11 protein-coding genes are annotated in these 12,264 nt (G+C 50.1%); 7 read left to right on the top strand and 4 right to left on the bottom strand.

Going from position 1 to position 12,264, the window contains the following annotated elements:
• Nucleotides 1–312: 312 nt before the first annotated feature.
• Nucleotides 313–1,089, bottom strand: a complete 777-nt coding sequence (locus MKX98_RS01350) for a DeoR/GlpR family DNA-binding transcription regulator (RefSeq protein ID WP_339220969.1) — start codon at nucleotides 1,087–1,089, stop codon at nucleotides 313–315.
• Between the two features lie 240 nt (nucleotides 1,090–1,329).
• Between MKX98_RS01350 and MKX98_RS01355 the strand changes: the two genes are divergently transcribed.
• The 5 genes from MKX98_RS01355 (at nucleotide 1,330) to phnX (ending at nucleotide 6,880) form a co-directional block, all read left to right on the top strand.
• Nucleotides 1,330–2,082 (top strand): ABC transporter ATP-binding protein, encoded by a 753-nt coding sequence (locus tag MKX98_RS01355; protein WP_339220971.1) that lies wholly within the window; start codon nucleotides 1,330–1,332, stop codon nucleotides 2,080–2,082.
• Nucleotides 2,075–3,691: an ABC transporter permease subunit gene (locus tag MKX98_RS01360; RefSeq protein ID WP_339220972.1), complete on the top strand. Its 1,617-nt coding sequence runs from the start codon at nucleotides 2,075–2,077 to the stop codon at nucleotides 3,689–3,691. The genes MKX98_RS01355 and MKX98_RS01360 overlap by 8 nt, the downstream gene beginning before the upstream one ends.
• A 262-nt stretch (nucleotides 3,692–3,953) precedes the next feature.
• Nucleotides 3,954–4,949, top strand: a complete 996-nt coding sequence (locus tag MKX98_RS01365; RefSeq protein WP_339220974.1) for an extracellular solute-binding protein — start codon at nucleotides 3,954–3,956, stop codon at nucleotides 4,947–4,949.
• Nucleotides 4,950–4,970: 21 nt separating this feature from the next.
• Entirely contained in the window at nucleotides 4,971–6,065 is a 1,095-nt protein-coding gene (phnW, locus tag MKX98_RS01370; protein WP_339220976.1) for a 2-aminoethylphosphonate--pyruvate transaminase, read from the top strand.
• The gene (phnX, locus tag MKX98_RS01375; RefSeq protein WP_339220978.1) at nucleotides 6,062–6,880 is read left to right on the top strand and encodes a phosphonoacetaldehyde hydrolase; all 819 of its coding nucleotides are present in this window, start codon (nucleotides 6,062–6,064) and stop codon (nucleotides 6,878–6,880) included. Before phnW ends, phnX begins: the two co-directional genes overlap by 4 nt.
• Nucleotides 6,881–7,102: 222 nt before the next feature.
• Here the strand turns inward: phnX and MKX98_RS01380 are convergent, their stop codons facing one another.
• Nucleotides 7,103–7,930, bottom strand: coding sequence for an alpha/beta fold hydrolase (locus tag MKX98_RS01380; RefSeq protein ID WP_339220980.1), 828 nt, complete (start codon nucleotides 7,928–7,930; stop codon nucleotides 7,103–7,105).
• Nucleotides 7,931–8,076: 146 nt separating this feature from the next.
• Between MKX98_RS01380 and MKX98_RS01385 the strand changes: the two genes are divergently transcribed.
• On the top strand, nucleotides 8,077–8,550 hold the full coding sequence (locus MKX98_RS01385; RefSeq protein WP_194540437.1) for an Lrp/AsnC family transcriptional regulator: 474 nt from the start codon (nucleotides 8,077–8,079) through the stop codon (nucleotides 8,548–8,550).
• Between the two features lie 142 nt (nucleotides 8,551–8,692).
• Here the strand turns inward: MKX98_RS01385 and MKX98_RS01390 are convergent, their stop codons facing one another.
• Nucleotides 8,693–9,640, bottom strand: a complete 948-nt coding sequence (locus MKX98_RS01390; RefSeq protein WP_339220983.1) for an alpha/beta hydrolase — start codon at nucleotides 9,638–9,640, stop codon at nucleotides 8,693–8,695.
• 213 nt (nucleotides 9,641–9,853) lie between these two features.
• Here MKX98_RS01390 and MKX98_RS01395 point away from each other — a divergent pair, with 213 nt between their 5' ends.
• Nucleotides 9,854–10,297 carry a DUF3888 domain-containing protein gene (locus tag MKX98_RS01395; RefSeq protein WP_339220984.1) on the top strand — a complete coding sequence of 148 codons (444 nt, stop codon included), beginning with the start codon at nucleotides 9,854–9,856 and terminating at the stop codon, nucleotides 10,295–10,297.
• Nucleotides 10,298–10,441: 144 nt separating this feature from the next.
• Here the strand turns inward: MKX98_RS01395 and MKX98_RS01400 are convergent, their stop codons facing one another.
• Nucleotides 10,442–12,190: a M28 family peptidase gene (locus MKX98_RS01400; RefSeq protein WP_339220986.1), complete on the bottom strand. Its 1,749-nt coding sequence runs from the start codon at nucleotides 12,188–12,190 to the stop codon at nucleotides 10,442–10,444.
• Nucleotides 12,191–12,264: the final 74 nt, after the last annotated feature.

Here is a 12,264-nt window from a genome sequence, read left to right on the forward strand (position 1 = left end):
TCAGTTTCCTCCTCTACCTGCATGGTGTCGCAGAAAATAACAAAAATATCCTGTTTTCCATTCATTAATCATTATATGGACTTCCCTTCCAATGTACAACCGCTTACAAAAAAGGGGGGGCGTCATGCACATAATAAAGAGATGGAGATGCATGGGGGAAAGAAGATAACCCGGATGGATGCAGGATACTTGAAAAGGCTCGATACATATAAGCTGGCACCAGTCTTCGCCAGTGTGAAATAAAAAAACGGACATTCCAATACTCGCTGACGTTCGGCGATCGGTAATGTCCGTTTTTTGGCGTGCTCTATACTATTCATCCGCAATGACTAGCGTTGTATTGGTTTTTTTGAATTTTGGGATGAAGCTTGCATGGACGTTCGCATCGGTCACGATCGTATCAATCTTGTCGAGCGATGCGATGGAAATGGTGACGTCTTTGCCGAATTTGGTGCTGTCCGCCATGACAACCACCTCTTTGGACAGCTCGATCATTTTTTTACGCGTAATGGCTTCTTCCAGATTGTAGTCGGAAATGCCTTTTTCGATGGTGATGCCGCTGCAGCAGATGAAGGCTTTCAACACATTCAGCTCATGAAAGTTGAAGATGTATTCATACGCGACGACGGATTGTTCCTCCCGCCGGATTTTGCCGCCGATCATAATCAGTTCTACATCGCTGTCCATAAGCTCAATCGCAACCGGTAGCGAATTCGTAACCACCGTCAGCTTCTTCTTATGCTTCACGTATTTGGCCATCTGATACGTAGTCGAGCCGCTGTCGATATAGATGCAATCGCCGTCATGGACGAATTCGCCGCATTTGCGGGCAATCCGGTCCTTCTCTTCCAACTGGCTGACCATGCGCTCGTCCATGGACGATTCGCCGAACCGGGACTCCACGAGCTTAACCCCGCCATATATTTTCTCGATCCGCCCCTGCTTGGTCAAGGTGTTCAAATCCCGGCGCAGCGTATCCACCGAGACGTTCAGCTCTTCCGTTAGCTCCGTGATCTTCAGCACTTTTCGAATCGTAAGCAGCTCAAGTATTTTCTTTTGCCTCTCCAGTGGAAACATTCGCTCACCCATTCAATCCGCATTAGTAGTTGGTGCCTGCATTCATGTCTAGTTTACCGATTCGCTCGGCCATGTTCAATAGAAATACCTATATTATTCGTAAGTTAGGCAACTAATGTGGATGAATATGGTCAATAGTTGGTCTTAATTTATGAATGATATATGCATAATTTACTTACATTTAACAGTTCTCATGATTCTTGTTTACATATGGTTTCTATACTGAGGATGTGTTTAAGGGAGGTGAGCCGTTTGCTGAAGCTAGAGCATATTAGCAAACAATTCGACGATAAAGTGGTTTTGGATGACATCAACGTAGAAATCGGTTCGGGCGAGATCGTGTCACTGCTCGGTCCGAGCGGCAGCGGAAAGACCACATTACTGAATATTATTTTGGGACTCACCCGGATGGATCAGGGAAAAATCGTGTTCCAAGATCAAGATCTGAGCAACGTGCCGATGAGAAAGCGGGGGTTTAATATCGTTTTTCAGGACTATGCCTTATTCCCTAATCTGAATGCCTACGACAATATCGTATACGGCCTGCGCAACAAGAAGGGGAGCGTGAGTCAGCAGGAGGTACAGGAATATATCGAGTTTCTGGAGCTTCAGCCCCACTTGAACAAGCGGATCGGCGAACTGTCAGGAGGGCAGAAGCAGAGAGTGGCCCTGGCCAGAACGCTGGTCACGAAACCGAAGATCCTGCTGCTCGATGAGCCGCTCAGTGCGCTGGACGGCGTGATCAAGGAGTCGATCAAACAGCGGATTCAATCCATAGCTAGAGAATTCAAACTGACCACGATCATTGTAACGCATGACCCGGAGGAGGCGCTGACGCTCTCGGACAAAATCCTGATTATCCATCAGGGACAGATTGCCCAATTCGGCACACCCCAGGAGATTGTCCATCATCCGAACAATGACTTTGTGAAGCAGTTTATTATCAAGCAGCTGCACATCAAAAGGCAGAACATCTACAACCTGTTCGGTGAGCAGTATGCATAACGTGAAACCGGAAATGCGGATTATCTTTACCGTCATCCTGTTATTGTTCGCCGTGTTTCTGTTCTTGCCGCTGCTCATCCTGCTCATCCGTTCCTTCGAATCCGATCAGGGGTTTACCCTCGGGCATTATGTATCCATAGGGTCGAGCAGGGAATTCATCACAGCGATTGGCAACAGTGTGAAGATATCGGGCATCACGGCGGTGATCACAACCGTCCTGGGGTTTATACTCGCGTATTCCATTCATTGCACCAAAATATACCGGCCTGTTAAAGGCCTGCTGAAAACGGTCATCATCATCCCCATGCTGCTCCCGACCATTACATATGGGTTCGCCATTATGTATTCGTTCGGTAATCAGGGATTGATCACCCGGCTTGCCGGGCGCAATTTGTTTGAAATCTACGGATGGAACGGACTGCTCATAGGCTACATCATTTACACGCTGCCACCAGTATTCCTGTTGATCCATAACGCGTTTAAGTACATTGATAAAAAGTTCATCATCGTCTCCAAGTTAATGGGTGACGGTACGATGAGAAGTTTCCTGAATACGATTTTGCGCCCCCTCGCCGGAGCGCTTGGCGGAGCCTTTGTGCTTTCTTTTATCCTAAGCTTTACGGATTTTGGCATTCCGGCTTCGGTTGGCGGTACCTATCCGGTCGTGGCAACGCAGCTGTATCAGGTGATGCTGGGCTCCATTCCGGACTTCAACCAAGGCGCTGTCATTGCGGTGATGATGCTGATCCCCGCCGTGTTCGGCATCTGGCTGCTGAACTACCTGGAAAAATGGAATTTCCACTATGACAAGCTGTCGGACATCGAGCTGCCGCGGCAGCGCATTCGGGATATCGCCTTCGGCATAATGTCATCGGTCATCGTGCTTAGCATGCTATCGGTTTTTGCCGTGATGTTCATTGCGCCATGGCTGAGCAGCTACCCCTATGACCTGACGTTTACGCTTAAGCATGTACGGGACGTCTTACAATCGGGTGATTTGACGGGGGTATACCGCAATTCGCTCTGGGTCGCCTTGCTGACAGCGCTGTTTGGCACCTTGATGGCATACGGATCAGCGCTGCTGAATGTGCGTACGCCGTTAAAAGCCCGATCCACGGTGGATATGGTATCGATGATCACGAATACGGTGCCCGGCATGGTGCTGGGGATATCCTACCTGCTCTTCTTTAATGGAAGCAGCCTGAAGGGAACCTTCATCATTATCGTTCTGTGCAATATCATTCATTTCTTTACAACACCGTATCTGATGGCTAAGAACTCCCTGTCCAAGATGAATCCCTCATGGGAAACCACGGGAGAACTGCTGGGGGACAGCTGGTTCAAGACCGTTTATCGGGTGATCCTGCCAAACTCGGCTTCAACCGTCATTGAGATGTTCAGCTACTATTCCATCAACGCTATGGTGACGATCAGCGGCATTATCTTTCTTGTATCTGCCCAGACGTCGCTTGTAGCCAGCAAGATCAAAGAGCTGCAGCATTTCGCCAAGTTTAATGAGATTTTCGTGCTATCGATGCTGATCTTCTTCACGAATCTGATCATCAAGCTGGTGTGCGACGCATTGCAGAGGAGAACGGCGCAGCGCTAAAAGCTGCTATTGCGTTCATGTCCGCTGCGATGCCGGATATGCGGCTGGCAAAAAACATACTCAAACACCGAGCGAAAGAGGACGAATCGTATTGGAGAAGCGTATGCGTTCGCCTTTGTCTGCGGGTTTCTACAGTGGATTCATTCCAATCAGAGAAATCTGAAGACAACAGCGATATGAGGTACGATACGGTATCGCAGCGGACATCAAGCACTGAACCTATTACTTAATACCATTACAAATTCAAGGAGTGGAGTTAATCATGATGAAGACGCTTAAGGGAATGCTGCTGTCATTGATCGCAATCAGTATGGTGTTTGCTCTGGCTGCCTGCGGAAGCGGAAGCGCAGGGGAAGCGAAGAAGGTGGTCATCTACACCAACGGGGATGAAGAGGCCGTCGCCGCTATGGAAACATCGTTGAAGAATGCCGGTTACGAAGGGCAGTATCTCATGCAATCCATGGGTACATCCGAACTTGGCGGGAAACTGATGGCTGAGGGGAACAAAATCGAGGCGGATCTCGTCACGATGAGCTCGTACTTTATCGAAAGCTCACAGACCAAGCATTCTATGTTTAAGGATTTGGCTTTTGACGCAGGCGCTGTCGGAACTTATCCGAAATACTACACCCCGATTCTGGCGAATACCGGCGCCATCTTCGTGAATACGCAGGTGCTGAAAGACAAAGGTTTGCCGATGCCAACCTCCATCACGGATCTGACCAAACCGGAATTTAGCGGACTCGTATCGATTCCGAACATTATGGATTCCTCCACCGGTTGGCTGCTGGTTCAGGCGATTATTAACCAATACGGCGAAAATGCGGGACGCCAAGTGCTCCATGATCTGATTGCCAATGTGGGACCGCATTTGGAGAGCTCGGGCTCGGGTCCGATCAAAAAAGTACAGGCTGGAGAAGTGGCTGCGGGCTTCGGACTCCGCCATCAGGCGGTAGCGGCCAAAGCTGACGGTGCACCGATTGATTACGTGGATCCGGTCGAAGGAAACTTCTCGCTCACCGAGTCGGTTGCGGTGGTGGACAAGAAGAATGCCACGACGGATTTAGCGATGAAAATGGCAGAGACCATCGTGAAGGATGCCAGAAAAGACCTGATCGTGAACTATCCGGTGGCCCTGTACGAAGGGGAGACCGTGGATGAAGTCAACAAACCTGCATACTCGATGACCTTTGAGAAGCCGCTGACCGTAGAGCTGCTGGAAGAGCATCAGCAATTCTTCAACGGATCCAAAGAATAAGCCAGCATAGGAGCGATGTGAATGAATACCTACAAGCTTTTGACCCCGGGACCTTTGACGACAACCAAGACGGTGAAAGAGCAGATGCTCTTTGACCGCTGTACATGGGATGATGAATATAAATCGATTACGCAAAAAATCAGATCGCGGCTCCTGGCACTCGCCGGGGCGGATCAAGAGCGGTACACCGCCGTGCTGATGCAGGGAAGCGGCACCTTTGCTGTCGAAGCCGTCATGACGTCAACCATCTCTAAAGATGATAAAGTTCTGATCGTAACAAACGGCGCATATGGTGAGCGGATCGTGAAAATGGCGGAGTATATCGGACTGAATTATGTGGAGTACAGAGTGAATTACGACGAACATCCAAGCGAGGATGAACTGCGAGCCATACTGCACAAGGATGTGAGTATTACGCATATCGCGATGGTCCATTGCGAGACGACAACCGGGATTTTGAATCCGTTGGAGATGGTTTCGTTGTTGTCCAGAGAATACGGAAAAACCCTCATCATCGATGCGATGAGCAGCTTTGGCGGAATGGAAATCGCTGTTCAGGGACTTGGCGTCGACTACCTGATCAGCAGTGCGAATAAATGCATCCAGGGCGTTCCGGGGTTTGGCTTCGTGATTGCCAAGCTGGAGAAGCTTGCAGCCTGCGAAGGGATTGCGCGCAGCCTGTCGCTCGACCTGTATGACCAATGGAAGGGCATGGACAAGGACGGCAAATGGCGTTATACTTCGCCGACCCATGTTGTGGCCGCCTTCTCCAAAGCGTTGGATGAGCTGAACGAAGAAGGCGGTGTATCGGCGAGATTCAGCCGTTACCGGAATAACAATCGCCTGCTGCGGGAGAGATTGGCGCAAATCGGTATCCAGGCTTACATTACCGATGACAAGCAATCCCCGATCATCACCACGTTCTTATTCCCGAGTGAAGGGTTTAGCTTCGAGCACTTTTACGCTTACATTAAAGAAAGAGGCTATGTGATATATCCCGGCAAGCTGACCGACGTGGATACCTTCCGCATTGGGAATATCGGAGAAATTTATGAGCGCGATATCGAACAGTTATGTCATATTATTGAAGAATATATGGGGGTGACAGCACAATGAGCCGAATCGAAGGCGTTATATTGGACTGGGCCGGAACGGCTGTGGATTTTGGATGCTTTGCACCGGTGAACGTGTTCGTCGATATTTTTAAGAATGCGGGCATTGAAGTGACGATGGATGAGGCGAGAGCGCCGATGGGGATGCTGAAGATCGATCATATTCGTGCCATGCTGTCCATGCCGAGAGTGTCGGCGTTGTGGGAAGCGAAGTACGGAAGAGCTTTCGATGAGCAGGACGTAGAGCGGTTGTATGCGGAATTCGAGCCGGCCTTGATGGCATCCTTATCCGAGTACACCGACCCGATCCCGGGTGTCATTGAGACGGTTGAAGTTTTGAAGAGCCAAGGCTTGAAGATCGGTTCTACGACAGGATATACAAGCAGTATGATGGAGGTTGTGGCCGCCAATGCCCGGCAAAAGGGCTACAGCCCGGATGTCTATTTCACGCCGGATGATACGGATTCCCAAGGAAGGCCTTATCCTTACATGATTTATCGGAATATGGAGTCTCTCCGTTTATCGGCATCCTGGAAAGTCGTTAAGGTAGGGGATACCGTCTCGGATATAAAAGAAGGCGTGAACGCAGGCGTATGGTCGGTTGGCGTTATCATCGGCAGCTCGGAAATGGGCTTGAGTGCAGAAGAGTTCCATGCCCTGTCAGAATCGGACCGGGAAGCCGCGATTTTGAAAACCGAACAGACGTTTATCCGTAGCGGTGCCGATTTTACGCTTCGGACGATGAACGAGCTGCCGGAATTAATCGAGAGAATTAACGGTATGCTGGCTGAGGGGAAAAGACCGGGGCTTCAGCGCTAGGAAGCCATTGAGGCCTATCGATATGCCGGTAAAGTATTGCGGGAACATATAACCCGAGAGCTGAAGGAAAGGGAACGGTGCTATAGGTTACCCCTCACCTCGCTAAAAAAGAGCAGTCCACATGGACTGCTTTCGCCCCAGTAATGATAGAAGAACCAAGTATACGATCCCATACTTGGTTCTTTGTGATATCAACGTATACCCACCTCGTAATTCACTTTATTATTTCGACTGCAAAAACTCCAGCACAGTACTCAGGAACTCGGATTGATATTCCACATTCGTTAAGTGTACGGATGGGAACAAGACGAACGTGGAATTCGGCACCGTTTTAGCGATCAATTCACCGTGGCTCGGAAGCGTCACGGTATCATACTGCCCGCTAATGACGAGTGTTGGGCTGCTGATCAGGGAAGCCGTCCGGCGCATATCCATATCACGGATAGCAGCCCAGCTTCCTGCGATTCCATGTGGGCGAGTCGTCAGCACCATCTCCCGAAAAGAAGCAACGATCGCGTTTTCTGACTCCACCATATGTGAGGGAAACCAGTTCTTAATGAATGTATCGGCGAACTCGGGAAGGTTCTCAGGTTGCAGCACAGATGTGATTAAACCTTGCCATTGCTCAGCCGGTCCCAGATAGGAGGACGTATTGCTTAGGACGAGCCGGTCGATCCGCTCCGGAGCGTGGATCGCAAGCCATTGTGCGACCGCACCGCCTAACGATAACCCAAGGAAATGCACGCGCTCAATGTGAAGCGAGTCAAGCAGCTCGATGACATCCCGTACCAGTCGGTCGAACGAATAGGGAACCTCAGGAGTATCCGATTCGCCATGTCCCCGATAGTCGTAGCGAAGCACGCGGAAATGCTCCGAAAGATCAGCTATTTGGCCGTCCCACATGTGCATTGTGGTTGCAATAGAGTTCGCCAGCATCAGTACCGGTTTACCGGCTGGACCATCCATTCGATAAGCAATTCTAACTCCATCAATGGTCGTGAAAAAGTTTAATCCATTTATCATTGTGCTCTCATGTAATTTCGTAGTCATATTCTCCATCTCCCTTGTCGGTTCATAATGAAATTATATTTGAATTATTTTACAATCGAAATGGAGTTATAAAGGAGTTTGGGGTCAAAAAACTTAATAATTACGTTGCTTACGCCATTAACTTTAAAAAATGAGGTGCATGGATTATGGATCACATAGACAATAAAATCTTATCGATCCTTCACGAAAATGCTCGAATTACGATCTCCGAGATGAGCCGATTAATCGTGATGTCCCAGCCAGCCGTGACAGAACGGCTTCGGAAGCTGGAGGAGCAGGGAGTTATAACGGGGTATCGTGCAGTGCTTGCCCCATCGAAACTCGGCAAGTATACCACAGCGTTCGTACTGTTTAAATCGAATAACTGCAGGGAGTTCGAGGCATACGCAGAGTCGGCTCCGGAGATCGTCGATTTCTACAGGACGAGTGGGGAGTACAATTATTTATTGAAGGTTGTCACCGCAACGAGTGAAAGCTTGGAAACCTTCCTTGAAACGTGCAACACGTTTGGCCATTCATCGACGCTTGTCGTTCTGTCCACACGATTCGAGGATAAAAGTCTGGTCTCAAGCCAGGATGCATCGAACACCATTCCACGCATTAATCCGCCGGGTATTTGAGCTGCATCGTTGGAGCAGCAAGATCTCTAGAAATAGAGCAAGAATTACCAAGTAAATGATATTTCCGGCACTGCTTGTACACTATCACCTAACACAATTCCGCTAAAAAAGAGCAATCCACATGGACTGCTCTTTTTTCCTCTTATTGCACATACGCACCAATAAACTCCGTTACTTCGCGGTCATACCCCTCGGGATCGAACTGGCGCGCCATGCCGTGACCTGCTTCGGGGACGATGAACAGCTTCTTTTGCTCCGGACCATTCTCGTACAGCTCATACACCATCTCGGTAGGTACGAACAAATCGCCGCCGCCGTGAATGAACAGCGTCGGTGTTTTGGATTTCTTCACCTGCTCGAGTGCGGATGCTTCGCCGAAGGAGTATCCGGCGCGGATCTTGGTCAACAGGCTCGTGGATTGAACCAGCGGGAAGGACGGCAGCTTATACATGCGCTTCAGCTGATATTTCAGCTCATCTGTGACCGAGGTATATCCGCAGTCCTCGACAATGGCTTTTACCTGGGGAGGAAGCTCTTCGCCACTGGTCATCATGACCGTTGCACCGCCCATGGATACTCCATGAAGGACAACTTGCGAGCTTTCACCCGTATGCTCGATGACTTGATCGATCCATTTCAGATAATCCTTGCGCTCCGGCCAGCCGAAGCCGATGTAATCGCCTTCGCTTCGTCCATGACCTCGCGCATCGGGCAGAAGCACGTTGTAACCCAGGTCCTTATGGTACATTTGGGCGAATCCGCTCATCTGCTCCGAATGCCCGGAGTAGCCATGAGCAATGATGACGGTTTTATCCGTCGATACCTCGGCAGGTAAATAGTAAGCATGCAGCTTCAGACCGTCGTCTGAAGTAAGGTTCCATTCCTCGAAGCTCTGCTGGGCCCACCAATCCTTGCTGTCCGCAAAGGGATTGTCGATATTCGAATTGGCTTCCAGGTCCGGGTTGCCGTTCAGAAAGCCCTTGTCGGCGCGGGCAATAGCGACGTTATAGAAGTAGAAGCTTGCTCCGACAATAATGAGAACTAGAAATGAGATGATTGCTGCTGACATGATCATAATCCTTTTTTTCATGTTGATGGTTATCCTCCCCGTATCCATGGGACAAGCACGATGAATGTGATAAGGAAGGCATAGTCGATACGATATCATTCCTTCCACCTATCATATCGCACGTCCCCTGATTAATCTATATCGCGGATCACGTTCGTTTCATGGGTGTTACATCAATTCTATCGGTTGGGGTAGCCTAAAGATAAAGAGCTAGAGCAGGAGGCGAGGGAGAATATGAACAAACGCTTCATCAGCCTAATTCTTGCCGTCGTTATGGTTATGGGTTTAACGCTGCCGTCCTATGCCGAGGAGACCTATTCTTCACCGAAGAAGGATAGTGCGCAGCTGCAATATCAGGATATGCTGATGCTATTTCTGCTTCCTCATATCGATGAGGCGGTTCGCGGGCATTATATCCACACGTTGAAGGAGCAGCCGCTGGTTTATCCATACTTTGTGGATGTGACCGAAGTGAAGAGGGTGAATGGATTCCGCGGTTTTCATTTCATCATTACGCTTGAGGCCAATCCAACGGTTGGTCCCCATATTTCGGTTGGAAAGGATCGGCTTGTGTTTGAAGTGGCTCCGACGATTCCCGGCGGTATGGTCAAGCTGGTGGAATACAAACATTTGAAGACATATGAACTACCTCCGCATTGGCAAAATATCGTGAAGTAACGGCGGCGAAATCGATCCAATGTCAAAAAACAAGCAAACGCGGTTCGCGCGTTTGCTTGTTTGGCATGGAGATCATGGTGCGTTTATCGGGTCTCACACCCTCAAGCATTGAAGCAGCAGGTAGGGTACCTGGCGAGGTAATGCTTACCAGCTCTCATAAACCGGTCGATCCGGTCCCGGTTCGGCCTGGATCCAGCCGATGGCGAGCAGAACGATGATGGCGATGAAGGCAGCCGGCAGTACCCATTTCCAGGCAGATGCGAGCATTCGCACAGCAGGGGACATTAGGGCAAGAATCAGCCCGATCAGCACCACGCTGAATAGGTGAATCCCTGGCGGCAGCATAAGGAACACAATATGAAAGACCGAAGTGAACATCAGGACAGGGATCAGGGACGTTCCCAGTACGACCGCCGGATGGTTTAAGGATTCGATCGGGTCCCGGGTAAATGCCGCCCATGTCAGTGCCGCGTAATGGACCAGCAGCGGAATCGCAAATAAATAGCTTGCGCCCGGCAGGAACCCGGTTGAGCCGACAAGCAGCAGCAGGAACAGGAATGAGCCTCCCAGCAGCATCTCCATTTCATTCACTTTACGCACGATCCAGCGGGTGAGCGCAACATGAACGATGAAGGTTACCAGGATGAAGCTGACACTGTACAGAAGCGAATCATAGGTTGCCCCTGTGGGCTGCGTCATTTTGCCGGCCCACAACGTATCAACCAGCGACCACAGGCCAAAGCTTAGCGCTGCCGAGAGCACGATGGCCGCAATCGGGGTTAGCAGGCCGAGCAAACTTCCCTTGAGGGAGAGTCTGGAGATACGGGCAAACAGTACTGCGAAAGCCATCCATACCGCCGCGAATACCACGGTGATTGGGATCGTCCATTTTGCAGGGTAATGAACCAGCAGGCCAAATAGATTGAAATAAATACGGTTGTCTGTTGAAGTCAGGTCAGTCAAATCAAGATTGCCAAAATGCTTTGCCACGGCCAGCGCATTCTCGCCTTGATGCTGCATGGTTTCAAGGGAGACGTTCTCCGTGTTGTCCATCGGGGTATGATAAGCGACCCACCCATCGCCATAGGCAAAGTTTAGTCCCGGGAGACCATGCTCAAGCGCCACCGTCAAATCGGTGTCGTTCGGCAGTTGTTTGTAGAGGTCCACCAAGAGCGAGTTGCTGACAGGATTCGATACGGCTTGTGCATATTCTTCAATGATCCGACTATTGCTGTCGCTGGTCTGGAACATGAAGGAGGAACCCTTCGATCCCCGGGCTTCAAAATTCGCAATCATGCCAACCTCAAGGTGCTGCGGGTCACGGAAGAACACTTCCGCCCCCAGCAGGCCCTTCTCTTCCCCGTCTGTCAGCAGAATCCATATGTCATTCTGCGGCGGAGGTCCGGCTTGGATCGCTCTTGCCGTCTCCAGCAACGAAGCTACGCTTACCGAAGCATCATTGGCTCCGGGTCCGGTAGAGACCGAGTCATAATGGGACATAAGCAGGAGCGGCTTGCCCGATCCGGTGCCCTTAATGACACCCAGAATGTTCGTAAGCTGAATGTCGGCGTCGATGTACTTGGTTGTCAGTCGGCCATTAAATTCTTGAACGTCCGGGTTCAAGCCGAGCTGCTTCATCTGTTCCACCAAGTAAGCTCTGACTTCCGCATTGGCAGGCGAACCCATCGGATGGGGTTCTTGTGCGATGCGCTCGACATGCGCCATCGCGCGTTCGGCAGAGAACTCGGTTGCGGGCGCATCGATATTTCTGGCTTCCGGCGGCTTCTCGAACCACAGCATGAGGGAGATAACGAGTATGACGGTGAGGATGGTTGTAAGCGGCAGCCAATAAGGAGGTCTGTAATCCGGCGGTCTACTCAATTGAATTTGCATGATAAGTACTCACTTCCTTTTTATGATCATTCAAGCGTTTCGTAAAGCGATCTTTCATCGTATGTAAGAAATCG

The organism is Paenibacillus sp. FSL W7-1332, from assembly GCF_037969785.1.
Taxonomy (GTDB): Bacteria; Bacillota; Bacilli; order Paenibacillales; family Paenibacillaceae; genus Paenibacillus_AQ.